Source organism: Exiguobacterium sp. GL_137, from assembly GCF_057834585.1.
Genome location: NZ_CM174406.1, coordinates 1,021,702 through 1,047,978, shown reverse-complemented (window position 1 = coordinate 1,047,978; position 26,277 = coordinate 1,021,702). Strand labels below are relative to the sequence as shown.

30 protein-coding genes are annotated in these 26,277 nt (G+C 48.1%); 3 read left to right on the top strand and 27 right to left on the bottom strand.

The features are described 5' to 3' along the window. From AC3IRK_RS05420 to AC3IRK_RS05360, 13 genes are all read right to left on the bottom strand, one after another. Positions 1-816 carry a DUF3388 domain-containing protein gene (locus tag AC3IRK_RS05420; protein ID WP_251135835.1) on the bottom strand — a complete coding sequence of 272 codons (816 nt, stop codon included), beginning with the start codon at positions 814-816 and terminating at the stop codon, positions 1-3. Positions 817-877: 61 nt separating this feature from the next. After that, a complete protein-coding gene (gene ymfI, locus AC3IRK_RS05415) occupies positions 878-1,582 on the bottom strand; it encodes an elongation factor P 5-aminopentanone reductase (RefSeq protein ID WP_131503029.1) in 705 nt (234 codons plus the stop codon). 3 nt (positions 1,583-1,585) lie between these two features. Beyond that, on the bottom strand, positions 1,586-2,857 hold the full coding sequence (yfmH, locus tag AC3IRK_RS05410) for an EF-P 5-aminopentanol modification-associated protein YfmH (RefSeq protein ID WP_371819887.1): 1,272 nt from the start codon (positions 2,855-2,857) through the stop codon (positions 1,586-1,588). Beyond that, positions 2,854-4,107, bottom strand: a complete 1,254-nt coding sequence (gene yfmF, locus AC3IRK_RS05405; RefSeq protein WP_489170479.1) for an EF-P 5-aminopentanol modification-associated protein YfmF — start codon at positions 4,105-4,107, stop codon at positions 2,854-2,856. Before yfmF ends, yfmH begins: the two co-directional genes overlap by 4 nt. After that, positions 4,104-4,655 (bottom strand): cob(I)yrinic acid a,c-diamide adenosyltransferase, encoded by a 552-nt coding sequence (locus AC3IRK_RS05400; RefSeq protein ID WP_114596244.1) that lies wholly within the window; start codon positions 4,653-4,655, stop codon positions 4,104-4,106. The genes yfmF and AC3IRK_RS05400 overlap by 4 nt, the downstream gene beginning before the upstream one ends. A gap of 31 nt (positions 4,656-4,686) precedes the next feature. Further along, complete coding sequence (locus AC3IRK_RS05395; RefSeq protein WP_131503032.1) at positions 4,687-6,414, bottom strand: ATP-binding protein; 1,728 nt, start codon at positions 6,412-6,414, stop codon at positions 4,687-4,689. 2 nt (positions 6,415-6,416) lie between these two features. Further along, positions 6,417-7,133, bottom strand: a complete 717-nt coding sequence (locus tag AC3IRK_RS05390; RefSeq protein WP_012369919.1) for a response regulator transcription factor — start codon at positions 7,131-7,133, stop codon at positions 6,417-6,419. A gap of 187 nt (positions 7,134-7,320) precedes the next feature. Continuing rightward, the gene (gene ccsB / locus AC3IRK_RS05385; RefSeq protein ID WP_131503033.1) at positions 7,321-8,487 is read right to left on the bottom strand and encodes a c-type cytochrome biogenesis protein CcsB; all 1,167 of its coding nucleotides are present in this window, start codon (positions 8,485-8,487) and stop codon (positions 7,321-7,323) included. Next, positions 8,484-10,028, bottom strand: a complete 1,545-nt coding sequence (resB, locus tag AC3IRK_RS05380) for a cytochrome c biogenesis ResB family protein (protein ID WP_214853902.1) — start codon at positions 10,026-10,028, stop codon at positions 8,484-8,486. The genes ccsB and resB overlap by 4 nt, the downstream gene beginning before the upstream one ends. Positions 10,029-10,046: 18 nt before the next feature. Further along, the gene (locus tag AC3IRK_RS05375; RefSeq protein WP_026828810.1) at positions 10,047-10,637 is read right to left on the bottom strand and encodes a redoxin domain-containing protein; all 591 of its coding nucleotides are present in this window, start codon (positions 10,635-10,637) and stop codon (positions 10,047-10,049) included. A gap of 126 nt (positions 10,638-10,763) precedes the next feature. After that, the gene (locus AC3IRK_RS05370) at positions 10,764-11,525 is read right to left on the bottom strand and encodes a pseudouridine synthase (RefSeq protein ID WP_014969990.1); all 762 of its coding nucleotides are present in this window, start codon (positions 11,523-11,525) and stop codon (positions 10,764-10,766) included. Next, positions 11,525-12,097 carry an SMC-Scp complex subunit ScpB gene (gene scpB, locus AC3IRK_RS05365; protein ID WP_131973138.1) on the bottom strand — a complete coding sequence of 191 codons (573 nt, stop codon included), beginning with the start codon at positions 12,095-12,097 and terminating at the stop codon, positions 11,525-11,527. The genes AC3IRK_RS05370 and scpB overlap by 1 nt, the downstream gene beginning before the upstream one ends. After that, complete coding sequence (locus tag AC3IRK_RS05360) at positions 12,087-12,842, bottom strand: segregation/condensation protein A (RefSeq protein ID WP_026828812.1); 756 nt, start codon at positions 12,840-12,842, stop codon at positions 12,087-12,089. Before AC3IRK_RS05360 ends, scpB begins: the two co-directional genes overlap by 11 nt. A 94-nt stretch (positions 12,843-12,936) precedes the next feature. On the opposite strand from AC3IRK_RS05360, the gene AC3IRK_RS05355 reads away from it, so the two are divergent. After that, positions 12,937-13,401 (top strand): DUF309 domain-containing protein, encoded by a 465-nt coding sequence (locus AC3IRK_RS05355; protein WP_489170478.1) that lies wholly within the window; start codon positions 12,937-12,939, stop codon positions 13,399-13,401. Between the two features lie 31 nt (positions 13,402-13,432). On the opposite strand, the gene AC3IRK_RS05350 is transcribed toward AC3IRK_RS05355, so the two are convergent. The 10 genes from AC3IRK_RS05350 to AC3IRK_RS05305 form a co-directional block, all read right to left on the bottom strand. Then, the gene (locus AC3IRK_RS05350) at positions 13,433-13,780 is read right to left on the bottom strand and encodes a GNAT family N-acetyltransferase (protein WP_026828814.1); all 348 of its coding nucleotides are present in this window, start codon (positions 13,778-13,780) and stop codon (positions 13,433-13,435) included. A gap of 208 nt (positions 13,781-13,988) precedes the next feature. Next, the gene (locus AC3IRK_RS05345; protein ID WP_131973139.1) at positions 13,989-14,516 is read right to left on the bottom strand and encodes a type 1 glutamine amidotransferase domain-containing protein; all 528 of its coding nucleotides are present in this window, start codon (positions 14,514-14,516) and stop codon (positions 13,989-13,991) included. A 96-nt stretch (positions 14,517-14,612) separates the two neighbouring features. Then, positions 14,613-15,050, bottom strand: a complete 438-nt coding sequence (locus tag AC3IRK_RS05340; RefSeq protein WP_012369909.1) for a peptidylprolyl isomerase — start codon at positions 15,048-15,050, stop codon at positions 14,613-14,615. Positions 15,051-15,153: 103 nt separating this feature from the next. After that, entirely contained in the window at positions 15,154-16,158 is a 1,005-nt protein-coding gene (locus AC3IRK_RS05335; protein WP_131973140.1) for a S66 family peptidase, read from the bottom strand. 85 nt (positions 16,159-16,243) lie between these two features. Beyond that, complete coding sequence (locus AC3IRK_RS05330; protein WP_114596253.1) at positions 16,244-17,545, bottom strand: pyrimidine-nucleoside phosphorylase; 1,302 nt, start codon at positions 17,543-17,545, stop codon at positions 16,244-16,246. A gap of 55 nt (positions 17,546-17,600) precedes the next feature. Continuing rightward, a complete protein-coding gene (locus tag AC3IRK_RS05325; protein WP_026833469.1) occupies positions 17,601-18,413 on the bottom strand; it encodes a purine-nucleoside phosphorylase in 813 nt (270 codons plus the stop codon). A gap of 18 nt (positions 18,414-18,431) precedes the next feature. Beyond that, entirely contained in the window at positions 18,432-19,604 is a 1,173-nt protein-coding gene (gene deoB / locus AC3IRK_RS05320) for a phosphopentomutase (RefSeq protein WP_188005288.1), read from the bottom strand. Between the two features lie 117 nt (positions 19,605-19,721). Then, positions 19,722-20,606, bottom strand: coding sequence for a site-specific tyrosine recombinase XerD (gene xerD / locus AC3IRK_RS05315; RefSeq protein WP_114596255.1), 885 nt, complete (start codon positions 20,604-20,606; stop codon positions 19,722-19,724). Positions 20,607-20,731: 125 nt separating this feature from the next. Continuing rightward, positions 20,732-21,214: a ferric iron uptake transcriptional regulator gene (gene fur, locus AC3IRK_RS05310; protein WP_026828821.1), complete on the bottom strand. Its 483-nt coding sequence runs from the start codon at positions 21,212-21,214 to the stop codon at positions 20,732-20,734. Positions 21,215-21,310: 96 nt separating this feature from the next. Further along, entirely contained in the window at positions 21,311-21,847 is a 537-nt protein-coding gene (locus AC3IRK_RS05305; RefSeq protein WP_131973142.1) for an NUDIX hydrolase, read from the bottom strand. Between the two features lie 185 nt (positions 21,848-22,032). Between AC3IRK_RS05305 and AC3IRK_RS05300 the strand changes: the two genes are divergently transcribed. Together AC3IRK_RS05300 and AC3IRK_RS05295 are read left to right on the top strand one after the other, a co-directional pair. Further along, entirely contained in the window at positions 22,033-22,887 is an 855-nt protein-coding gene (locus tag AC3IRK_RS05300) for an aldo/keto reductase (protein WP_131503041.1), read from the top strand. Between the two features lie 68 nt (positions 22,888-22,955). Beyond that, complete coding sequence (locus AC3IRK_RS05295; RefSeq protein WP_489170477.1) at positions 22,956-23,612, top strand: type 1 glutamine amidotransferase domain-containing protein; 657 nt, start codon at positions 22,956-22,958, stop codon at positions 23,610-23,612. 65 nt (positions 23,613-23,677) lie between these two features. Here the strand turns inward: AC3IRK_RS05295 and AC3IRK_RS05290 are convergent, their stop codons facing one another. The 4 genes from AC3IRK_RS05290 to AC3IRK_RS05275 form a co-directional block, all read right to left on the bottom strand. Further along, positions 23,678-24,301: a hypothetical protein gene (locus AC3IRK_RS05290; protein WP_131503043.1), complete on the bottom strand. Its 624-nt coding sequence runs from the start codon at positions 24,299-24,301 to the stop codon at positions 23,678-23,680. Positions 24,302-24,431: 130 nt separating this feature from the next. Then, on the bottom strand, positions 24,432-24,968 hold the full coding sequence (locus tag AC3IRK_RS05285) for a PadR family transcriptional regulator (RefSeq protein WP_026828826.1): 537 nt from the start codon (positions 24,966-24,968) through the stop codon (positions 24,432-24,434). A 137-nt stretch (positions 24,969-25,105) separates the two neighbouring features. After that, positions 25,106-25,699: an NUDIX hydrolase gene (locus AC3IRK_RS05280; protein ID WP_131973143.1), complete on the bottom strand. Its 594-nt coding sequence runs from the start codon at positions 25,697-25,699 to the stop codon at positions 25,106-25,108. Continuing rightward, positions 25,696-26,277, bottom strand: a complete 582-nt coding sequence (locus AC3IRK_RS05275; RefSeq protein ID WP_026828828.1) for a CDP-alcohol phosphatidyltransferase family protein — start codon at positions 26,275-26,277, stop codon at positions 25,696-25,698. The genes AC3IRK_RS05280 and AC3IRK_RS05275 overlap by 4 nt, the downstream gene beginning before the upstream one ends.

The following is a 26,277-nucleotide window of genomic DNA, read 5'->3' as shown; positions in this document are numbered from 1 at the left end:
TTATTCGAAATTGAACCAATCGTTCCCGCCATGGGCACGAGGTGGTTCGGTGACAATGATTTCTTCTGTCGAGTTGCGTAATTCAATGATGTAATCAAAATCATCCCACGTGTATTCGCTCGATTTAACAAAAGCATCTGGATGTTCAACGATTTTTGTAGCGGGAAGTCGCATGACTTCACGTAAAATCTGCCAATGCCGCTCGTCGAAATGGCGCTGTGAGACAAGCGCATCGATGATATAAACATAATCGCCTGTCCGTTCATCATCGAACAACGAAGTCCGGACCGTCTGTTTGATTAACGTCGATGAAAGAAATAACCATTTTTTATTGGCACTGACACTCGCCGCAACGATTGATTCGGTTTTCCCGACACGCGGCATACCGCGAACGCCAATCAACAGATGTCCATCCTGTTTGCAGAGTTCGGCCATGAAATCGACGAGAATCCCTAAATCTTCCCGGACAAAACGGAACGTCTTGATTTCGCCGCTGCTGTGGTCGATGTAACGACCATGGCGAATCGCAATCCGGTCCCGGAGTTTCGGTTTACGAAGTTTGATCACGTCAATCGTCGTCATCGTCTTCAGGATGGCTGCGAGTCGCGGGATTTGATCCGGTTGCTTGGTTTGAAGCAACATGCCCCGACGCTGGTGATCGACACCGTTAATCGTGACAATCGAAATATGTAGCATCCCCATGAGTGACGCGATGTCCCCTAATATACCAGGACGATTGACGTTCAGTTCGTACTCCAGATACCACTGTTCGAATTCACTCACGCGCCCTGCCTCCTCTTCAAATCGATTATCCATCCCTCATGTTAAATGATTTTTTGAAAAATGAAAAGCATTCCCCTAAGCAAATTTCACCGGATTACATCCAACCTCCGTCAATTTTGAGAACGGCACCATTCATATACGCCGAATCTTGTCCCATTAAATACGTTATGGCGGATGCCACTTCCTCGACCCGTCCAAAGCGACCGGCAGGTATTTCAGCGAGTGCCAGGTCCCGGTCTTCTGCGGAAAAGACGGCATTCATCGGGGTCTCGATCCAGCCCGGCGTAACGGCATTCACCCGTCCATTCATCGCACCGAGCTCCTTACTGTATGACTTGACGAAACCGAGTTGTGCCGCCTTACAGGTCGAATAGACGACTTCACCGGCGGCACCGAATTCACCTAATACACTGCTGACGACGACGATCGAAAGTGATGCTGAAAAAGCTTTTCGGCTCGTCAAAGTCTGGGCAATCCGAATCAGGGATTCGACATGCAACGTCATCATCGCCTCGATCGAGGAACGGGACTGATCAACGAGCAGACCACTGAAACTCGTTCCGGCAATGTGAACGAATCCTTCAACGGACGGTAATTTCTCACAAAATGCCGTCAAGTTCCTCCGGTCAGACAGATCGCCTGTGACGATCTCCGCCGTCACAGGCAACTGCTTCACCATCTGTTCAAGCTCATGTTGTTTTTGGTGGGTGTGGAGGACGAGTTCATGCCCTTCCGCCGCTAAGCGGAAGACTGTCGCCCGACCAATTGCTCCGCTTGCCCCCGTAATTAAAATCCGCATCGGTCAAGCATACGGTTTAACGATGGAAATCGCACGATTTTCAAGCGCGAACAATTCATCGAACCGGGCTTCGATTTCTTCTTTTGTAATCGATGCAATCAAAGTCGGTAACGTAAACAGATTCGTTCCGGCAAGAGCATGACGTGAGAATTGATTTGCGATGAATTCCGGTGAGTTCAACGAACGGAGGAACTTCCCTTGCATCATGTTCCGCTTCCGGACGACTTCTGTTTCTTCAAAGTCGGGACGGACAGCCAACAGTTTTTCATAGGCTGTGATGAAACGGTCCGGATCTTCCGTCTCCATTCCGAATGTCGCGAAGGCAAATTCTTCTTCACTCGAATAATCAAAGCTGAACGTATCGTCGATCAAACCGTCTTCGTACAACTCGAGATATGTGGATGACGTCTGGTCAAATAACAGGTGTAACAACAGTTCGCTTGTCAGTTCACGACGCAATTGTTCCTGTCCGCCGAGTGAACTGTCTTTATAACCGATCAAGACTTTTGGTGTCTTGACGTCCAGCTCAAGTTCAAATCGTTTACGGAAGACATTGTCTGGTTCGACGCCGTAATCGCGTTCGATCGCCGGACGATCCGTATAATCTTTTTTCGCCTGGTTCGCTTTGATCAAGGCAAGCGTCTCGGCAGGATCGATATTACCGACGACGAACAGCACCATATTGGACGGATGATAGAACGTCCGGTAACACGTATAAAGATCATCCGCTGTAATCTGATCGATTGATTCCGGTGTCCCGGCGATATCGATCCGGACCGGATGTTTCGCATACATCGATTCAATCAGACCGAAGAATAAGCGCCATCCCGGATTATCCTGATACATCTGAATTTCCTGAGTGATGATGCCTTTTTCTTTTTCGACACTCTCTTCCGTGAAATACGGATCCTGGACGAAATCAATCAGCGTTTCAAGATTTTGTTCAATCAACGATGTCGCCGAGAACAGATACGCAGTCCGCGAGAACGATGTAAAGGCGTTTGCCGATGCACCGAGGCGTCCGAATTCTTGGAAAACATCCCCTTGCTCCGACTCAAACATCTTGTGCTCGAGAAAATGCGCGATACCGTCCGGAACATTGACCCACTGTCCATCCTTTTTAAAGCGGTTATCGATTGATCCGTAACGCGTCGTAAACGTCGCATACGTCTTTTCGTAGCCTTTTTTCTGAAGTAAATAGACAGCAAGTCCGTTATCGAGCTGTTCAAAAAATACTGTTTCGTCTGTATCGTGATACGTCAACTGTTCCATTATTCTTCACCTCGCAATAGATAAACTGCCTCAAGCTCGATCGTTGCCGCTAAACGGACGACATCCTCACGTGTTGCCGTCTCGATGAGATGAATCTCATCTTCAAGCGTCAGTCCGCGCATCTTTGATCCATTCAACCAGCCGATTAATTGTCCCGGCTGATCCAGAATTTGCCGACGGGCATTGATTAACATCGCCTTCGTCTGCGTCAGTTCCTGATCCGTGAACTGCCCTGCCTTGAGATCCTTTAGTTGTTCGCCGATAATCGTCTCGGCCCGTTCCGCCTGTTTCGTCTCTACGCCGGCATAGACATACAATGCACTGTTCAGTGCGGCATAACGGGATGCCGCGTAATAGGCGAGACTTTCTTTTTCACGGACATTCATGAACAGCTTCGAATGCGGGAATCCTCCGAATAGGCCGTTCACGATTTGCATCCGAATCGAATCGACGGACGTCGGATCGACACTGACACGATATCCTAAATGCAATTTACCTTGTTTGATCGGTTGCGTCTCTGACGAACGTTTGACACCTGCCACCTGTTTTTGAGCCGGAATGTAGTGACTCGCCTTTTGATCATGGGAAGGTAAGAATGATAAGGCATCTTCCATCTCATCTTGCGTGACATGACCGACGACAAATACATCAATCCGGTCCTGTTCGACCATCGAGCGGTATGTATCACGTAAGGAAACCGGCGTGATTTGTTCGAGTGCTTCAAGTGTACCAAGTGAAGATAATGAAACCGCTTCTCCCGGTGCCATCAGCTCGAGCAAACGCTGCTGGGCAAAACGCATCTTATCATCGTATAACGAGCTGATCCGGAGAGCATGCAACCGTTTTTCTTGTTTGACGAACTGTTCCCGGAATCCACCCTCTGTCAAGTCCGGATAAAAAATCATCTGCTCCAGTAAATCGAGCGCTTCTTCAAGCAGCGTCTCATGACGTACAAGGTTACCGCGGACGACATCGAGCTGGAACGAGATGACGTGTTCTTCCCCGAATTTCGAAGCATCGGCATACAGACCTGCGTCATATAATGTTTCGAGCGGCTCACGTAATGCCTTCATCGAAGGATAGGCAGCTGTCGACTTTTCCATGATGTAGGGCAATAAGGCGCGGCTCGTCAGTGTCTTCTCTTCGAGTGGTGCTGAAAACGTCACGAGGACCGTCGTCGTCTTGAATTTATCGGTTGGAACGAGATGAAAGGTCGTTCCTTGTTTGTTCCACGTTTGAAATGACTGACTCATGCTTCTCCATCCTTTCGTTTAAACACATGGGCACTGCGTAAATATTCGATGTCCGCTTTTTCATTGACCGCATTTTCATAACGGGCCGCTGTAAAGAAGAAATCGCTTAGACGGTTGATGAACGGTAACAAATGATGTGCCTGTTCGACATCTATCATCGCCCGTTCGACACGCCGGCAGACCGTACGGGCAACGTGCAGGCAAGCCGCTGCTTCCGTGCCTCCCGGTAAGATGAATTTATCGAGCGGCGGCGACAATTCCGTCAGACTGTCAATCCAGCTTTCGAGATCTTCCGTCGCAGTCGTGCTCAGACGGGATGCTTTCGGTTCGACGTACATCAAGTCACTCCCGCAATCGAACAGGACATGCTGGATGACCGTCAATTGTTCTTTGACTTCGATTGATGTCGCTTTTGTCCGGGCCAGTCCGACAAAACTGTTCAGTTCGTCCAGTTCGCCCATCAGCGTAATCCGCACATCATTTTTTTTGACACGTCCACCGACGAGTGACGTATCTCCCTCATCACCTGATTTAGTATAGATTTTCAAACGACTCACTCCTATAGCGAAAGGAAGCGAATCATAAAGTTCGCTTCCTTTGTTTTTTTGGTAATTGAATTCGGAAAACGGATCCTTTGCCCAGTTCACTTTCGACCTGGACTTCTCCATCGTGCGACCGGACGACGTTTGCAACAATCGCGAGACCGATTCCGGTCCCTGTCTTGCCGCGTGTCCGGGCTTTGTCCGCCTTGTAAAAACGGTCAAAGACAAACGGGACATCCTCTTCCGGAATACCGTCCCCTGAATCAATTACAGATAAAGATATAGTTTCCCTATCTTCTGTGATTTCAATCTTGATTTGTCCATCTTCTGTATACCGTAACGCATTTCCAAGCAGATTTGTCATCACCTGATCCATTTGATCCGGATCAGCTTCAAACTGCACGTCGGGACCGGTCACTTCAAACGATACCCGCTTTTCAAGTCCCATCTGCTTAAACTTCTTGATCATCCGGTTCGCGAACGGAACGGCATCAATCGGTTCAACCCGTTTTTCCTGATATCCGGCTTCCATCCGTGCCAGATCGAGCAAATCATTGACGAGGCGGGACAACCGTTGCGACTCATCGTATATGATGGACGCAAACTCTTTTGTCGCTTCATCACTTTCGGTCATACCGTCGACAATCGCTTCCGAATAACCTTGCAGCATGACAAGCGGTGTCCGCAGTTCGTGGCTGACGTTTGCGACGAAGTCGGCACGCATCTTCTCGAGTTGCTGCGCTTCCGTCATATCACGCAGGACAGCAACTGCTCCGATTTGTTCTTCCTGCTCAAGCAACGGACTGACGATGATGATATAAAAGCGGCCTTCCCGTTCAAAGGAAACCGTCATTTCTTTTTCTTTGCGCATGACCGTCTGGAACAACTCAATCAACTCATCCGGAACCGGTCCACCTGCCAGGAACGCTTCGGCCGGCGGATTAGTAGCCAGTAACTCACCTGATTCCGAGAAGGTCAAGACACCGTCCGCCATACACCTTAAGATGGACGATAACAAATGACGTTCCTTATCAAGATCCGTGACGTACTGATTGAGCTGACTGCTCATCTCATTAAACGCAAGCGCCAAATCTCCAATTTCGTCGCGCGAGCGCTGGGTCAGACTCTGATCAAACTTTCCTTCACCGGCCTCGACGACCGCTTGACGAATCGTTCGGAGCGGAGCCGTAATCCGGGTCGACAGGAAGAAGGCAAAGACGGTCGTTCCGATGATGGCCAGCAGGACACAAAGCTGAATGATTTGACGCGCTCCTTCATTGGCCTGTTCGATGTTCGTCAACTGTTCGATCAGATACATCGTCCCGCTTCCGCTTTCCGTGATGAACGGAGCACGGTAAGCAAGAGCTGCTTTTCCGTTAAACGTCTCGTAGTTCCCGATCGCGGTCTCCCCTTCTTCACCGTCAACGGCTTTCCAGTTCTGACGTTCGAGTTCCTTGATGATCCGCTTTGCTTTTGTTTCCGAGATATTCGTTTCGACCGTATTATCCTTCGTCGTCGCAATCAAGGTCGCCCCGTAAATATCGGTAATCTCGATCGCGGTCGCAGATCCTTCTTCGAGACCGCTGTGGGCCTGGAAGACCGTTTCGACCTGTTGCCCGAGTTTTGCCAAATGGCCCCGTTCCTGTTCGATATGGAACGAGTTGAAAAATTCGAGTAATAAAATCGTCAAGGCAATCAAGACGACGGAAACGAGTAATAAAATCGTTCCCCACAATTTAATGACGACGCTCTGTAACCATTTCATCGTCAGGCGGGATTATTCTCGAACTTGTAGCCGACACCCCAAACCGTCGTAATCATTTGGGCTGCATTTGGTGACAGACGGTTCAGTTTTTCACGCAGTCGTTTGACATGTGTGTCAACGGTCCGTAAGTCGCCGAAAAACTCATAGTTCCAGACTTCTTTTAATAACTGTTCCCGCGAAAAGACTTTGTCCGTCTGCTTCGCCAGGAAATACAGCAATTCATATTCTTTTGGTGTCAAATTGACTTCCTGCGATTCGACTGTGACACGGTGGGCATCATTATCAATCGTCAAGTGCGGGAAGACGATGACATCTTTTGTTTTCGCATCCGTATGCAGGAACTTCGTTGCGCTTGCCCGGCGCAGGATTGCCTTGACACGTAAGACGACTTCGCGGGGACTGAATGGTTTGACGATATAATCGTCCGCCCCCATTTCAAAACCGTGGACCCGGTTCGTCTCTTCGCCTTTTGCCGTCAGCATGACGATTGGTGTCGCTTTCGTTTTCCGCAGTTCTTCACAGACCTGCATGCCATCGAGCTTCGGCATCATCAAATCAAGTAGAATCACATCATATTCCGTTTCAAGTGCCATCTCGAGAGCCGTTTCTCCATTGTCGGCTTCTTCAATCGTAAAGTTCTCACGTTCGAGATACATTTTTAATAAACGTCGAATCCGTTCTTCGTCATCGACGACTAAAATACGCGCTTCTTCTGACATCAGTTGATTCCTCCCATAAACTAATCTGTCTCACTCTATCCTACTACTCTTCTAGTATACTATGAAACAAAAGAAATAGCGTCTCTGACCGTGGAAATCAATCGTCTCGCCTAAAAAAGGATGGACAGCGGAAGTTTCCTTCCACCGTCCATCCTTGACTGATGATTCCAGTAATTGATTTCGTTACTTACGCGTAAGAGTGAAGACCTGCAACGACCAAGTTGACGAAAACGAGGTTGAACATGATGACGGCAAATCCGCCGACACACAACCACGCTGATTTTTTACCAATCCAGCCGCGCTGGATCCGCATGTGCAGGTAGAAGACATAGAACAGCATCGTGATCAAGGCCCATACTTCTTTCGGGTCCCAACCCCAATAACGGCTCCAAGCCATCTGTGCCCAAATCATCGCGAAGATCAATCCACCGAGAATGAAGACCGGCAAACCAATCGCAATCGCACGGTAGCTGATTTCATCTGCTGTCTCGAGATCAATCTTACGGGCGATCGGTTTCAGGCTCTCCGCCAAACGTTTCCGTAAAATGACGAAGCGAAGCAGAATATATAAGACTAAACCGCCGATCAATGACCATAAGACCGTATTGACTTTATTGGCATTGAGGAAATTCGGTAATTCAACGACAGCACCAGAACCGGAAATGATCTTTCCGTTTTCAGGACCAGTCAAAACTGGCATCGTGTAGTCATGTTGCATCGTCGCACCGTTTTTCGCGACATACTCGATCGTCGAGTTCGTTCCGAGTGCATTGAACAATAAACCGACGATGATATAACCGACGACACATGCGAGTGAAAACATGACAACTTCAAGCCATGTCCGTGTTTTCGATTCTTTGTTGAAGTCTGTCGCATGGATCAGATACAGCAATCCGGTTGCGAAGCTGACTGCAAGAATCCCTTCTCCGAGTGCTGCCGTCGTCACGTGGATTTTCAACCAGACACTTTGAAGTGCCGGAATCAACGGTTGAACTTCATCCGGGAACATCGACGCGTAAGCGATGACAAGCAACGCGACCGGCATCGCCACAAGTCCGAGGACATTGTTGCGATAAATCCCGTAGACGATCAGGAAGCCGAGTACCATCATCATTCCGAAGAATGTCGTGTACTCATAAAGATTCGAAACCGGAACGTGTCCAGCTCCTGCCCAGCGTGTGAAGAAGTAGCCGAGCTGGGCCACAAATCCCAAAAGAGCAAGTGAGAAAGCAATTTTCCCGGAACGGCTTGGTCCCTTTTTACCACTTGTTGCGACGGCAAAGAAACCGGTACTGATCAGATATAAGATGAACGACGTAAGCAGTAAATTACCGCTTAAACTAAGCAGATTCATTTCGATTCCCCCTCTTCCCGCAACTTCTGCCGGTCTTCCAGTTGCGGAAGTCCCACTTCAGTCAAGGCGAGATTGACTTCTTTTTGAAGTCCAAGTGCATTTTTATTCGTAAATCCGGCAATGTTGATCTGCCCGTTTGTTTCTTTCAACCAGAGTCTGCGGTGCGGCCAGTACATGCCGAGCAGCAACCCGATCATGAATATCATACCGCCAGCGAACAGGAACGGCAGCGTCAGATCTTTTTTAATCCGGACGCCGGAAATGTTCGACAGTTCCGTACCGGCGAAGCCCATCTTATACTGGTTTTCATCGCCGCCGACATTCAGCTTAATTCCGATCAGACTCCGTTCCCCTTTTGGATGTTCCGGTGATTTGATCGTAAAGACAAACGCCGGATTGACGGGACGGGACGAGTTCGTTGTCGGTTTTCCATCCTTGACGACGAAGTCCGGCAAGAAGTCTTTCAGTTCGACGTCATAACCGTTCTTTAATTTGTAAGTTTCCTGCGGATTGCGCAAGTCGACTTTAATCGTATCGACGACTTTACCCGTTTTTTGATTCTCGATGTTGAATGACATCGTCTTGAATTCCGGATCCGCTGCATACTGCTCTTGGAAAACTTGATAATTACCGAACTCGAACGGTTGGTTGACGGCTGTTTCACCGGTTTTGACTTTCTCAAGTTTCGGTTTAAAGTCGTCCTTCATGCCGGTTTTTTTATACAACGTCATCTGGGTGTCATAGTTTTTCGGAACACTTCCACCGGCCCGTTTTAGAGCTTCTCTGAATTTCTCGGGTTCTTTTGCCGGATCATAAAACTCAATGTTAAACGAGTTATTCTCGAGATAATACTTATTGTCCGTCGCTTCGACCGGCAACGTTTCGCCTTCACGGATCCACATCAGCTCATCTTCGTGCATGCCGGGAACGATGCGTAACATCGCTCCACCGAAGAACAGGACAAGCCCGATATGGTTGATATACGGACCCCAGCGCCCGAATCGTTGTTTCTCCGCGAGCAAGGAACTGTCTTGACGACGGACCTTGTAGCCTTTTTTCTTCAGTAACGGTTCAATGGCATCAATCTGTTTGACCGTTCCAGTCGCTTCAGCGCCAAATCGCTGACCGCCCATAAAACGGTCGGACTGGATGACCGGTTGTTTCTTCAACGCACGATACAGCGGGAAGAAACGGTCGATCGATACGATGATGATGGATAACAGTAATAATGTGATTAAGCCGATGTACCACCAGGATTCAAACAAATTATGGAAGCCGAGGGCATAATAAATCTCCCCGGCCGTCCCGTATTCTTTTCCGTAAAATTCTTCCGGCGGAATCGCTTGCGGAATGTACATCTCCTGCGGGAAGATGGTTCCGACGCCGCTTGCAATGATGATTAAGCCGATCAACCACAAACCGACTTTAACGGATGAAAAGAATGTCCATGTCCGGTCGATCCATGATTGATTTTTTCGTTTTGAACGAAGCTCGGCTTCCTCATAACGCATATCCAGTTGCTTATATTCCTGCTGCATCATAAATTCCCCCTCGATGCGTTACTCGTTTGCTTTTTTGATCATTTCCTCTAACTTCGCTTGGTCAATTTCACCTTCATACTTTTCAACGACCTTACCTTCTTTGTTGATGATGAAGGTCACAGGCAGGTTGTAGATCCCGTACGCCTTCTCGACGGCACTGTTCGTATCCATCAGGACCGGATAGTCGGTTCCTCCGATTTCCTTGATGAAACTGGATACTCGGACCGGTGTCTCACCGACGTTTACTGCCGCAAAATTAACACCTTCTTTTTGCATCATGTCGTAATTGTCGTTGATCAACGGCATTTCTTTTTTACAGGGCTCACAGAATGTCCCCCAAAAATTGAGTAAAAGTCCTTTGCCTTTGTACTCGTCCATCGTATGTTGTTTTTCTCCATACAAATCGACAAGTGCAAATCCTGGCGCGTCATCTCCGGCAAGGACACGACCGTCTTTATCCCGTGTCGCCTGATCGACAAACTGCATGATAACGACCGCACCGGCGAATAATACCATCGTCATGATCATTAACCGCCAAAATGAACGTTTTTTCTTCTTTTGCTTCGCGGCTGCTAGCCGCTCGTCCGGGTTCTGATTCGTTTTTTTCATGTTGCACCGCCTCCACCCATATTGTACTTGAAATCGCTTAATTGTTGACAGAATGTGAAATACGTTAATCGTTTTGTCACAAACAAAGAAAACTCAACCCGCAGGCTGAGCTTCTCGCTTTACAAATTAACGTTTTTTTGTGTTCTTACGTCTTTTCGTAGGGGGAGCAACCGGATCCGCCAGCTCACGCAATTGATTGACTTCTTTTTTCGAAAGTTCACGCCAGTCGCCTGATGTTAATCCAGCAAGCGTCAGGAAACCAAACTGTTCCCGTTTCAACTTGATGACTTCTGCGCCGAGTGTTTCGACCATTTGACGGACTTGACGGTTATGGCCTTCATAGATGACCATTTCTAAAATCGCGGTATTTTTTTTCTTATCGACATCGCGCATCTCGACGCGTGCTTTACCGGTCTTGAATCCGTCCGGCAAGACGACACCTTTTTCAAGACCTTTGACATGATAGTAGTCCGGCACGCCTTTGATTTTGACGATGTAACGTTTCGGTACTTTGTATTTCGGGTGGAGCAGGAGATTCGAAAACTCGCCGTCGTTCGTCAACAGCAGTAATCCGCTTGTGTTGTAGTCAAGACGACCGACCGGGAAGACGCGGTGACCCGGGGGAACAAGATCGACGACCGTTTTACGGCCTTTATCATCTTCTACCGTCGAAACGACACCTGTTGGTTTATACAGCATGTAGTAAACGTGTTCTTCCCGTTCCAGCTTCACTCCGTCGACTTCGACTTCTGCACGTCCGCCGACTTTCGTCCCGAGTTCCGTGATGACTTTCCCGTTGACTTTGACGCGACCTTCTGTGATTAGTTCTTCTGCCTTGCGTCGTGATGCGACACCGGCCTGGGCAATAATTTTTTGTAGACGTTCCATTAATTTATTCTCTCCTCTAGTGACGGTTCATTCCGGAAAAACAAATCCCCGTCCGCTTCAAGTGTTTCTTCAAACTCAAGCGGCGGCAATTCTTCGATACTGTTCAGTCCGAAGTGATCCAAAAAATGATCCGTCGTCTTATACAATTTGGCACGCCCGACGCCTTTGGCACGTCCGGCTTCATCAATTAATCCTTTTGCACTTAACGTGTGGATGACACGCTCCGTCTTCACACCACGAATGACTTCAATGTCCGCCCGGGTAACCGGCTGTTTGTAGGCGATGATGACGAGTGTCTCCATCGCAGCGCGTGACAGGCTGTCCTCTGCAAGAGAACCGGCATATGCCTGCACATACGGTGACATCTCTTTCCGAGTGACCATCTTGAAGACACCGCCGGATTCGACGATTTGCAACACCCGTTCGTCCGCTTCAAATGCCGTCTGAAGAGCATGTAGCTGTTCCCGAGCCGCTGCCTCACTGATTTCAAGGACTTGACTCAGACCACGCGGATCGATTCCGTCGTCTCCGACGACGAATAACAAACTTTCAATGATTCGCTCATACGCCAATCTGATTCTCCTCCTTCACTAAGGCACGCAACAGGATATCATCGTTCATTTGCTCACAGGCGACGACCCGTTGTTTGACCAGTTCGAGTACGGCCAAAAAGCTGACGACCAATTCTTCAACGGTCGGTTGTTCCGTGAAAAAACCAAAAAACGTCGTTCCTTCATTGGCAAAAACATATTCCGAAACGTGAACCATCTGTTGTTCAAGTGTCCGTTCTTCCCGTTTGACGGTTTTTGAACGGCGTACTTTCCAGGCGACGCGTTGACGCATTTTCTCATAAGCGCGCAACAAGTCACTAAAAGACAGGTTTCCACTGTAATCCTGATTGTCCGCATCCAGATACGTCATCAAGTCTTCCGGCTGTTTTGAAAACAGTTCGAGCCGCGCTTCTTCCTTTTCCTTTAAGACAAGTGCAGCTTCTTTGTATGCTTTATATTCGATCAGTTGCTGAATCAACCCTTCACGTGTCGGATCCTCTTCAAAATCCGGAACTTCTTCGAAATCCGTCTGTTCGACAGGTAACAGTTGTTTACTTTTTAATTGCAGGAGCGTCGCTGCCATGACAAGGTATTCACTCGCAACATCCAGTTCGAGATGTTGCATGGCCCGAATATAGGACACATACTGATCCGTCACGATTGAGACGGAAATGTCATACAGGTCAATCTCCAGTTTACCAATCAAATGTAACAACAAATCCAACGGGCCTTCAAACGCATCCATCTTTACACTGTATGATTCCATGATTCTCCCTGCCCATCAACGTTTTTTGCGCCTTAGTATACCATACATCACCTGATTTCGACTATGCTATATTAAAAGGAAAGGAGATCCATCCATGCATCCAATCGAACAATTTGCCTTTGAATTCAACGTCCAACATGACTATTTCGAATGCCACGAAGTACTTGAAGAGCTGTGGCAGGCCGGGCAACGGCAAGATGAATCCCTCGTCGCCTTGATTCAGCTCGCCGTCGCCCGCTATCATCATCGCCGCGGCAATGTACAGGGAGCGATGCGGACCTACCCGAAAGCTTTCCAAAAACTCGAACGGCATGCCGGATCACTGTCCGCCCAAGGAATCGACGTCCCCCGTCTGCTTGCCTTACAACCAGTGTTCATGCAGCCGGACTACGAGCATATTCCGTTACCCCTCGCACATGACTTGGACCAACGGATCAACAGTCTGCCGATTGAACAGTTGCAGGACCTGTCGTTCTTGCGACATAAACACGTCCTGCGGGACCGGCAGGATGTCATCATGGCACGACAAGCGGCACTTGCCGCGCGGCAGAAAAAATGAAAAACCGGTCCGTAACTACATGGACCGGTTTTTATTGATTTTTCCATTTCTCAACAAGTCGACTCGTTTCGTCCGTTGCACCCGTGATTTCTGTCCGCAACATCTTTTCGGCTGCATCCAGTAACATATACGACATCCGTTCCCCGCGGAACGATGGCGACAAGGCGATATGTTTCAATTCAGCGTGGCCATCCACTAATTGAAATCCGATGATGCCGATAAAATCTTCATCCTGTTTATAGAGATACAACTGTTGATTCTCGTCTTGTTCATAGGTTTGAACCGTTTCAAGCAAATACTTCGGATCCTTCACTTCGCACGAAAAAGCGATTAACCCCATCGCGGTCCGTTCATTCAACTTTTTATATTTTACTAGCATCTGATTCTACACCTTCCTAGTTTCAACAACTCTCAGGAACATGATCAACTGAGACTTATTTATTCTACACCTTCTCGACCTGAAATGCTTCACTTTTCGTCAAATCCATCAAAAAAGCGGACTCCTCTAAAACAAATGCCTCTGCCCCATTTCAAACAAGACCTCCCTGTCCGGTGACAGGGAGGCGCGCTTTTTAGACGATACTGTTTTACTTCGAATCTTCCAGTACTTTAATGAATTCGCGCATATAGTCCGGTAAATCCGGTGGACGACGGCTTGAAATGATGTGTCCGTCAACGACGACCGGTTCATCATGCCACGTTGCTCCGGCATTTGTCATATCATCTTTGATTCCCGGTGTACTCGTGACATTGACACCATTCAAGACACCTGCTGAAATCAGAACCCATCCGGCGTGACAAATCTGACCGATCGGTTGTTTCGTTTGGTCAAAATGACGGACCATGGCGAGGACGGAATCAAACCGGCGCAATAAATCGGGTGACCAGCCACCCGGTACTAAAATCGCATCGTAATCTGCCGGATTGATTTCGTCAAACGTTTTGTCCGACACAATCGGGACACCATATTTTCCGATGTATTTTTCATCGGCCTTCTCACCAACGATGTCGACCGTGGCGCCCTCTTCGCGTAACCGGTGGACCGGATACCACAGCTCTAAATCTTCAAAATCATTACTGACAAGTTGGATGATCTTTTTTCCTGCTAAACGCATGATGCATCGCTCCTTCGTTTTTCGGTTCTGTTGTCACTTCCCGTATTGAACGAAAAAAAAACTCCCCTTCTTTCATCAAAGAAGGGAAGAAATCACTTACGCTTCGACACGAATTTCTTTAATGCCAGCGCCTTGCTTCATTTTTGTCGCATGTTCAAGACCTGATGTCACTTGTCCGAAAACTGTGTGCACGCCGTCGAGGTGTGGTTGCGGCTCATGAACAACGAAGAATTGGCTTGATCCTGTGTTACGACCTGCATGTGCCATTGAAAGTGAACCGGCTTTATGCTTGTGCGGGTATGATGTTGACGTTTCACACGGAATCGTCTTACCTGATCCGCCTGTACCGTTTCCGATCGGGCAACCGCCTTGTGAGACGAAACCAGGGATGACACGGTGGAAGTTCAATCCATCATAGAAGTTCGAGTTCGCAAGGTTCTCGAAGTTTTCTGTTGTGATCGGTGCATCGTCGTTAAACAGTTCAAACTCAATTTTATTTCCGTCTTCCAATAAGATATATCCAGTTTTTTGCATCGTATACCAACCTTTCGCGCTTTTCAGCTGTGGTGTTCGCCACGACATTCGCGGCTCCGTTACCTAGTGTATCAAATCTTTACAAAAAACGCAGGTTTTTTACTCACTCGACCGCGGATTCGAGAATTTCGAGCACAACCGTTTCACCGGCAGTAACCGATGCCTGAATGCCGTTCGGTAACGGGAAGACCGGATCCGTATGTCCGAAGTCTGCCTCAAGCACAATCGGGAAGTCATATCCACGGGTCGCCCGCAGGAGGATGTCCTTCAGCGTGAAATCCGGATCAAACTCGACTTTTCCGTGAAAACGTCCGACGACAATCGCCGAAATCTTTTCATACGCCCCGAGATGACGCAGTTGCGTAAAGTACCGGTCGATCGTCGCCGGTGTCTCACTTTCATCATCCTCAAGCATTAAAACAGCACCGTCGAACGACGGCATATACGGTGTCCCGGCAAGCAACAGCAGCGTCCCGAGATTGCCGGCGATGATCGGTCCTGTCCCTTCTCCTGCGCGGGCGACGACGTATCCGTCGTTGACGACATGCGTCCGTTTCCGGTCATCGTTGATGTCCCAGCGCAAGCCTTCATCCGTCCATTCATCCGATGCTTCGATTTGACCAATCGGTCCGGTCTGCATCAACGTTTTTTCAAACCACTTCTGCGTATATGCATCCAGTCCGTGCAGTTGACCAAACTGCGGTAAGATCGCGGGCCCGACGAACGTCGTCAAACCGGTTTTCGTCTGGATGCCGGAAAGCAGAGCCGTAATGTCACTGTACCCCATGAAGATTTTCGGATTATTCCGAATCAAGTCGTAATCGAGTTCATCGAGCAATTGATGTGAGTTAAAGCCGCCGATCGTCGCAATGATCGCTTTGACATCCGGATTTCGGAATGCCATATGTAAATCTTGAAGCCTTTCCCCGATTGTTCCTGCCGTATGACTGTAGATTGCTGTCGTGTTCGGCATCACGAGGACTTGAAAGCCCATCCGTTCAAGCGTCTCGATTCCCCGTTGCAGACGACGCGGTACGTACGCTGCGACAGCAGAAGCCGGTGAAAGAATCGCAATCGTATCCCCGACATTTAATTGAGCTGGTTTCATCTGTTTTCCCCCTCACGTTATTGTTTTTACTATACCAAAAAACAACCGACTGGGAAAGAAACCCAGACGGTTGTCAGAAAACACCTTATTGAATGACCGCGTGAACGAGCGGACGTGCTTCCGGCTTCGTATCACTAATATGATAGGCATGATCCATTTTTTCGATCGCTTGATCGAGTGTTTCTTTGTTCGAACGGAGTGTCGCGATGACATCGCCGACTTCGACTTTGTCGCCGACTTTTTTGAACAATGTAACGCTTGCTGCGTGATCGATGACATCCGTTTTCGTTGCCCGGCCTGCACCGAGAATCATTGCTGCGACACCAACTTCATCGGCAATGATTTCTGAAACGTATCCGGCTTTCGACGCGACGAAATCTTTTTCGAACTTCGTTTCGAGTGCTTTTGACATATCATCGACGAGTGAGGCGTCGCCGCCTTGCGCTGCGATGAACTTCTTGAAGACGTCGAGAGCTGCTCCGTTTGCGAGACGTGTCTCGAGATCCGCGTATGCTTCGTCAAACGTCGGGTAGAACTCACCAAGGACTGCCATGTGTGATGCAATCGTCAAGGCGATGACTTTCAAATCGCGCACATCTTTCCCTTGGAGCACTTCAATCGCTTCCTTGACTTCGTTCGCATTTCCGATTTCGTTTCCGAGCGGCTGATCCATGTCCGTGATGACGGCAATCGTCTTCCGGTTAACACTTTTCCCGATTGATACCATTTCTGTTGCAAGTGCTTTCGCGTCTTCAAATGATTTCATGAAAGCACCTGAACCCGTTTTAACGTCAAGGACGATGCTGTCCGCACCGGCTGCGATTTTTTTCGACATGATTGAGCTTGCGATCAATGGAATCGAGTTGACCGTCGCTGTTACATCACGTAACGCATATAATTTCTTGTCAGCAGGTGTCAGGTTGCCCGTTTGTCCGATGATCGCCATCTTGATGTCATTGACTTGTGTCACGAAAGCTTCTTCCGATAACTCGACATCAAATCCAGGGAACGCTTCGAGCTTATCGATTGTTCCGCCTGTGTGACCAAGACCACGTCCGCTCATCTTCGCGACAGGAATTCCGATTGACGCGACGAGTGGCGCGACGATCAGACTGATTTTATCGCCGACACCGCCTGTTGAGTGTTTGTCGACTTTTTTACCGTGGATGCGTGATAAATCAATCACGTCACCTGATTCGACCATCGCCATCGTTAAATCCGCGATTTCGCGGTCTGACATGCCTTGATAGAAAATCGCCATCGACATCGCTGACATTTGGTAATCCGGGATGTCACCGTTCGTGAATCCTTCAACCATCGCTTTAATATCGGCTGTTGGTAACTCGCCGCCGTCTCGTTTTGTTGCAATCAAATCTACCATACGCATAATAAGTTCCTCCTCAGGGGGTCGTTCGTATTTTATCGGGCTTCAATTCTTAATCTTACATTTTTTTGATCGAACCGCGGACAAGTGACAGGAAGTGCGCACGGACACGTTCCGTCGTTTCCATGACTTCGTCGTGGTGAAGCGGTTGATCGAGAATGCCGGCTGCCATGTTCGAGACACACGAAATACCAAGCACGCGCATATCCGAGTGACGGGCGACGATGACTTCCGGAACTGTCGACATACCGACGACATCTCCACCGAGCAACCGGGCGAGTTTTACTTCTGCCGGTGTTTCGTAGGTTGGACCTGTATTGCCGAAGTAAACGCCTTGACGCACTTGAATACCAAGTTCGTCTGCTGTTTCTTGGGCAAGACGCAACAATTCAGCGTCATACGGCTTCGACATATCCGGGAACCGTGGTCCCATCTCATCAACGTTTTTGCCGATTAACGGGTTTGTGCCGAAGAAGTTGATGTGATCCGTGATCAGCATCAAATCTCCCGGTTCAAATGCTTCGTTACACGCACCGGCTGCATTCGTGACAATCAGTGTTTCGACACCGATTGCTTTCATGACACGGACCGGGAAGGTAACCATTTCCATCGAATAGCCTTCATAGAAATGAAAACGTCCTTGCATGGCAACGACTTGTTTGCCTTCGAGCGTTCCGAAGACGAGCTGCCCGGCATGACCTTCTACTGTCGAGACCGGGAAGTTCGGGATATCGCTGTAAGGAATCGCAATCGGATTTTCGATGTCATCCGCCAGGACACCGAGTCCTGAACCGAGAATCAAACCGATTTCCGGTTTCGCCTGCATTTTGCTTTCTAAATACGACCGTGTTTCATTCCAATTGACTGTCATCTGAATCGCTCCCTTAAATTAAAGTTCTGACAAGAAACTCGTACCGTGCGCCGGCAGCTTCACGTTGAAGTTATCGGCAACTGTTGCTCCAAGGTCGGCAAACGTCGAACGGATACCAAGATCTTTTGCAGCCCCGTTTTTCGAATAGACCAACAGCGGAACGTACTCACGGGTATGATCTGTTCCCGGATGGACCGGATCATTGCCGTGGTCTGCTGTGATGATCAATAAATCATCTTCCTGCAGGCGGTCAAAGACTTCCGGCAGACGGGCATCAAACTCTTCTAATGCCTGACCGTATCCTTGCGGGTCGCGACGGTGACCGAACAACGCATCAAAATCGACGAGGTTCAAGAAGCAAAGTCCTGTAAAGTCACGATCGAGCTGGTTGACGAGTTGATCCATACCGTCCATGTTCGATTTTGTCCGAATCGCGTCCGTGACACCTTCACCATCAAAGATATCTGCAATTTTACCGAGCGAGATGACATCAAGACCCGCTGTTTCGAGTTCATTCATGACAGTCCGGTCAAACGGCTTCAGCGCATAGTCATGACGGTTTGAAGTCCGGACCCATGCTCCCTGCTCACCGAGGAACGGACGGGCAATGATTCGACCGAGCATATACGGGTCGTCGCGTGTAATATCACGGGCATACTCGCAAATCCGGTAGAGTTCTTCAAGCGGAACAACTTCTTCATGCGCTGCGATTTGAAGCACGGAGTCTGCTGATGTATAAACAATCAAAGCACCGGTCTCGACATGTTCCTGTCCAAGTTCATCGAGAATTTCTGTTCCGGATGCCGGTTTGTTCCCGATGATTTTTCGGCCCGAGAATGTTTCCAGGCGACCGATTAAATCTTCCGGGAATTTCTCAAAGACGCGGAACGGCGTGTCGATCCGCAAGCCCATGATTTCCCAGTGACCAGTCATCGTATCTTTTCCGGCTGAAACTTCTTCCATCTTCCCGTAAGAAGCAAGTGGCGCAGCATCTGCTGATATACCTTGAACAGGTTCGATATGCGACAGACCAAGCTGAGCGAGATGAGGCATATTCAGACCATCACGTTGTTCTGCGATATGCCCGAGTGTGTGCGCACCAAGGTCACCGAATTGTTCTGCATCCGGTGCTTCTCCGATTCCTACCGAATCCATGACGACTAAAAATACGCGTTTGAATGGTTGAGCCATATTAAAATTCCTCCTATATGCTTATTACTAAATATAAATCCCGTTAGAATTTTCCCGTAAATGGACTAGACAAAACACCCTATTTGTCTGAAGTCAGACCTTTTAAGCGTAAAACCATCATGCACGGGGATGATGGTTCTTATAGACATCATGCAGCCTGGCTTTATTGACATGTGTGTACATTTGCGTCGTCGATAAATCGGCATGCCCTAACATTTCCTGAACGACACGCAAGTCTGCTCCGTTCTCAAGAAGATGGGTCGCAAACGAATGACGCAAGACGTGGGGAGTGATGTCTTTTTCAATTCCCGCTTCTTTTGCCCGGCGTTTAATCATCTTCCAAAAACCCTGCCGCGATAAACGATCGCCGCGACTGTTGAGGAACACATAATCCGTTTGCCGTCCACCGAGACTGTTGCGGGCCAGCTCAAGATAAGTCGAGACGCTGTCAATCGCTGTCTGACTGATCGGGATAATCCGGGTTTTGTTACCTTTTCCAAGACAGGACAAGTAACCAAGTTCAAGTTGCAGATCACTCAGTGTCAACTGTAACAATTCACTGACACGCATACCGGTTCCGTAGAGCAATTCAAGCATTGCTGCATCCCGTCGGACAAGCGGATCATTTCCGACGACCGAATCAAGCAAACGGACGATATCGGTTTGACTCCAAACGACCGGCAGTTTTTTATCCGGTTTCGGCAAATCAAGATGACGTGACGGATCATGGCGGACAATTTGACGTTCCACTAAAAACTGATGGAACGATCGAATCGAGCTCGTCGACCGCCGGACCGTCGACCGTGATTTTTGCGCCTGTAACAAGGATTCAATATGAAGGACAATATGGTGGCGTGTGACTTCTTCCGCGGACGAAATCCCTTGCTGTTCAAGCGTCGTCAAATACTGGTTTAAATCATTTCGATAAGCAGCTGCCGTGTTCGCTGACATCTGCCGCTCAATCACTAAATAGTCGATAAATGTCTCCAGTTGTTGCCTCACTGAACTCATCCTCTATCATTAAGAAATCGCTTACTTTCCAATCATATCAAAGGTGTAAACCGTTGTGAAGAGGTCTGACCTATATTTTTCAAAAAGAAAAACCGTCCCCTTTTTGATGAGGACAGTCAGACGGTTTGTGTTTGTGATTGTTCCAGTGCTTCGCGTGCATGCCGCTCCTGGCAAACGCGACATACACCATGGAACGTCAAGCGGTGATCTTTGATTTTAAATTGGAAACGCGTGACAATTTCTTTTTCGACTTCTTCTAACATATCATCTAGGATTTCCTCGACAGATCCGCATTCGATACAGACGAGATGATGATGCGAATGGCTCGCACCTTCCTGCCGTAAATCAAATCGGGATACGCCGTCTCCGAAATTGACTTTATCAACGACTTCAAGCTCCGTTAATAATTCAAGTGTCCGGTAGACCGTCGCAAGTCCAATGTCTGAGTTTTTTTCTTTGACCAATAAAAAGACATTCTCTGCACTTAAGTGGTCCGACTCATGCTCCAGTAAGATCCGTACGGTCGCTTCACGTTGGGGAGTCAGCTTATATCCTTTACCGCTCAGCTGTTTTTTAATGCGTTCAACACGACTTTCCATCATAGCGCCCCCTTTGGTCGAAACTGATGGTTTTATCATAGCCGATAATCTACTGTTTTTCAAATTAAAATGATTATCAACTGAAAATCATTCGTTTTAGAATGATTTTAATGTACGAATGTGCCAATGCTGAATCGCCATGATCGTTTTGGCATCGACAATCGTCCCGTCTGCGACAAGTTCAAGTGCCCGTTCAAGCGCCAACGTTTGGTTCTCCAAGAATTCATCCGGATCGAGTTGGCGTTGTCCCGCAGTCAAACCCGTTGCTTCATAAATATGTACGCGTTCGCTGCAAAAACCGGGTGCTCCGTAAAAATCAAACACATGCGTCAGCTCATCTGCCGCGTATCCGGTCTCTTCCTTCAATTCACGTCCTGCGCACTCTTCCGGATTTTCCCCTTTTTCCAGTTTTCCGGCCGGGATTTCAATCGATAATTGTTCAAACGCTTTCCGGTATTGCTCGACGACTAACAAATCTCCCTTTTCGTCAAACGCAATGATTGCGACTGCGCCGTTATGATAGACCAATTCACGGACAGATGTATTACCGTTCGGAAGACTGACGACATGTTTCTCGACGTTAAAGACTTTTCCTTCATAAATAACTTCCCGCTCTAATGTTTTTTCTTCCATCATAGACACCTCTTCTAATCGAATTTCTTCTCTTTCACAGTATGCCTGTTTTTTGATTCCCGTTGCAAGTCTGTTTCCTTTTCCTACGGAATGCCCATTCCTTACAAATCCATCCGGGAACATCCTGTATCAAATATGCTAAACTGATACTCAGTAGCACTAGTCGAAAGAAATGAGGGATTGATATGACACTAGGTTTAGGTACGATGACGATTTTAAAACGGGGTCAAGAGGAAGCAACCGAGATACTTCGGACAGCGCTCGACGAAGGCATCGTCCACTTCGATACAGCAGATGTCTATGCCAACGGCGCAGTCGAGTCACTGATTGGACAGACTTTTTCACCGGAAGATCGCAGCCGGATGTTTTTGGCCTCAAAAGGCGGCAACCGGATGAATGATACGGGGACCGGCTGGACATGGGACCCGAGCTACGACTACCTGAAAAAAGCGTGTATTGAGAGTCTGAACCGTCTCGAAACACCGTATCTCGACCTCTATTATGTCCATGGCGGAACGATGGACGATGATTTGGACGCTTCAATTCGTGCCATGAAAGACTTGCAGGAAGAAGGACGGATCAAAGAATACGGCCTCTCGTCACTCCGTCCAAACGTCATCAACTATTGGCTTGACCATAGTGATTTCAGTTATTTGATGACACCTTATTCTCTGCTCGACCGACGGATTGAAGAGTTGTTGCCGCGACTTCAAGAGCGAAACATTAAACTCGTTGCCCGCGGACCGCTCGCCAAAGGTCTTCTGACTACAGAGAGCACGTCTCGTCTTCAATCGGTCGACCGGTTCGAACAGTACGATAAGGAACAGCTGGAACACATTTTATCGACGTTACAAGACTATCCCCTCCCGGCCATGGCACTGCAAGCCATTGATCAACAAGCTGATATCGTGCTGCCGGGTGCGTCAAGCGTGTCGCAACTGCAGTCGAATCTGCACGCGATGCGGGAACCGTTGACGGCTGAACAGATTGCGCATGTCTTATCACTTCTTCCCGTCCATACGTATACAGAACACCGGTGAGGTTTGATTTTTTCAACAGCAGGGAAACTTCTTCTTTGTAACGTTATTACAGAGGAGGAGTTTTTATCATGTCAAAAATTTTAATCGTATCTACAAGTGCTGACGAAATGAACGGCCATAAAACCGGTTTATGGTTCGAGGAGTTTGCTGCACCATATAACCTGTTCAAAGAAGCCGGTCATGATGTCACGGTCGTTTCGGTCAAAGGCGGCGACGTTCCGATCGATAAGGCATCAATGGTGAAAGAAATCCTGCCTAAATTCCAGGAAGCACGCCGTGCCTTACACGACACGACGCCACTTGCGGATGTAGATGCTACATCATTTGATGCTGTTTACTTCCCAGGCGGTCACGGGGCAGTCGTCGATTTCCCGAATAATCCGCTCGTCGCAGGTGCAATCGAAGCGATGGTCAAAAAAGACGGTATCGTCGCATCCGTTTGCCACGGTCCTGCTGCCTTTGCCCACGTTACGATTGATGGCAAACCATTCGTATCAGGTCGTCAAATCAACGGCTTCACGGATGAAGAAGAAAAATCAACAGGACTCGAAGACAAAGTTCCGTTCTTACTTGAAACTACATTACGCGGTGAAGGGGCAACCTTCCTGACTTCCGATGCCGGAAAAGAATTTGCTGTCATCGACGGTAACGTCATCACAGGTCAAAATCCTGCATCAAGTGAAGCTGTCGCTAAACTCGTCATTGCTAAACTCGCAACCGTCTAACTCAATCCTGCAAGTGAAAACCCCTTTCCGGTGTCTGCACCGAAAAGGGGTTTGTTGTTTTTACTTTATAGTAAAACCCGCTCATACGCTGCGATTTCACGACTCAGTTCTTCAAGTTTCTGTTTTTGTGTTTCGTATTGTGGTGTCAGCTCGAGATGTTCCTGCTCTAAACTCGTTTGTTCCGCCGGAGTGAACGCACGGGGAACAACCCGTTCCCGCCGGTACCACCGTTTTGGGATAATCGTCGGTTCCGGCCCCGTCTTCAGGAGATGACCGACCTGATTGTATGCCGACCGGACTTCTTCAAACTGATCTTTGACAGATGGATGCTCCTGACGCAATTGTTCGAGGCGTGTCGCGACGAACGGTTGCGACTTCAGCACCAGCTGTTGTTTAATCGATTGCTTCAGAATCTGTTTGACTTGTGACCGTTGTACATCTGATTCTGCTTCGTCTGCTACGATTTCAAGATTCAGCTCTCCCGCTTCATCTAAAATCTGTTCCATTTCCTCAAACGATAACCAGACCAACTGTTGCGTGACAAACCGGTCAATCAATCCGGATTCTTCATAATAGTCACCGATCTCTCCGCCTAATTTCAGTTCTGCGACGGCGTAATGCACTTGATGTTCAATCATCTCATCCGTGACTTCATCCAACCATTCTTCATAATCTGTAAATACACTCACGTTCGTAGTCCTCCTCTAATCCCTTTACAATTCATTTACTGTACCATATCGTCTGTCTCGAATGCTCTTTTGACGACGCAAAAAAACAATCCCCTGTTTTGACAAAGGATTGATGACATCACTGTATGGTTCAGACATTCGTCTGACTTTTCTTTATTTCCTCCATCGCCCAGTCACACCAGTCGAGATAATTCAGCATCATGCGTAAGCCGTATTCACTCGTCAAGGTTTCCCCGAGCGTTGCCCCGTTTTCTAAATGATCTTTCCGCCAGACCTTCATCATATCGACGGCAAACTGATGATGTCGCTTCGATTCCTCCAAATACAGAATCGCTTCATCCGGCGGCAAGAGATGCAATAATGACACCCGCATCAAATTTTCATCTTTCATCTTCGGCTTGAATTCGCTTGGTGCACGCAACCAGGCGACAAGTGCCGTTTGACCGGCTTCCGTAATCGAATAGACTTTTTTATCCGGTAAGTCTTCTTGGACGATATAGACGCTCGTCACAAGCTGATCGTCTTCCATCTTCAATAATTCACGGTAAATTTGTGTATGATGCGCCGTCCAAAAGTGTGTCATCTGTTTTTTGAACGTCGTACTTAAATCATATCCGGTCGCTTCTCCTTGAGTTAGCAGTCCGAGCAATGCAAATCGTAACGCCACTGGCTGCACCTTCTTTCATCAAATGTATATATTGTTAATTATCTCAAAGAAATGTCCATTATGCTACTTTTTGCCTAGCTTTACCACAAAAAAAAGACGAAAGGACTTCCGCAGAAAATAGCGTGACCGTCCTTTCGTTACATTTGTTGTACACGATATGCTTGAATCCCTTCGCTCACACGTCTAAAGTATGCAAGCGGATGCGGGACGAATTGATTTCGCCGGAGGATTTCTTGATCAACTGTCTCAAACGTTTCTGCTGTCCCGTCTGCCAGTCGTACAAATTCAGAAAATGGTAAGGCGATCAATCGACTGACCTCTTCTGTTTGCAGGACATAATGTTCGAGCGGCATTGGTGAATCCGCCAGGAACAGATGGACTCGTTCACGATCTTTCAAGTCCCCTACTATCAACTCTTCCAGGAAAACGCCAAGGGGGAACAACTGATTAAACTGCCGGACAAGCCCAATCTCTTCTTTGAGTTCGCGGATTCCATCCCTTGGCGTCTCACCTGCGAGCAGATGTCCGGCAGCCGTGATATCAATCAAATCCGGAAAATCCTTTTTCTGCTTCGCCCGTTGCTGTAACAAAACGTGTCCTTTGTCGAGATCAATGACAAAGCAATGAAACGTTTCATGCCATAATCCATCCCGGTGTACCGTTTCCCGGGTCTCCGGATACAGCCGCTGACCGGATGAATCGACGACCATCAACTGTTCCGATTCACTCATCGCAACACCTTCGACGCTTGATAAAACCGTTCGCCGACTGTGTACAATTCAGCAATCAAAAAGATGACGGCAATCCAAATGATGGCGCTTGGGAACAGTAACATTGCAGTCAGGAAAAGAAATCCTTCCGTCCGTTCGACAAGACCCGGCTGATACTGAAATGATTTGAATCCGTAATTATCGCTGACTGCACCGATTGCAAGAAACATCGTCATACCGATGACGAATGAAGCGACGAGTAATAAAATAACGACCTGCGTCTCCGGAAAGCGCAGGGCAATACCAATCAGGACGGATAATTCCACGATCCGGTCGAGGACTAAATCAAGAATCGTTCCGATCGGCGTTGTTTTTTCCCGTCGTGCCATCGTGCCATCGACGACATCAAGCGCTCCCGACAGCCATAATAATAAAATTGCAATTCCCATCATATCGTTATAGACAAAGAAACCGGTCGAAGCACCGATGATGCCGGAAATGATTGTCACTTGGTTGGCTGAAAGCCCCATCTTCTTCAATAATGTCGCCATTTGCTCAAAAAGGGGCTGGACGACTTTTCTGGCGCGCGTATCTAACAT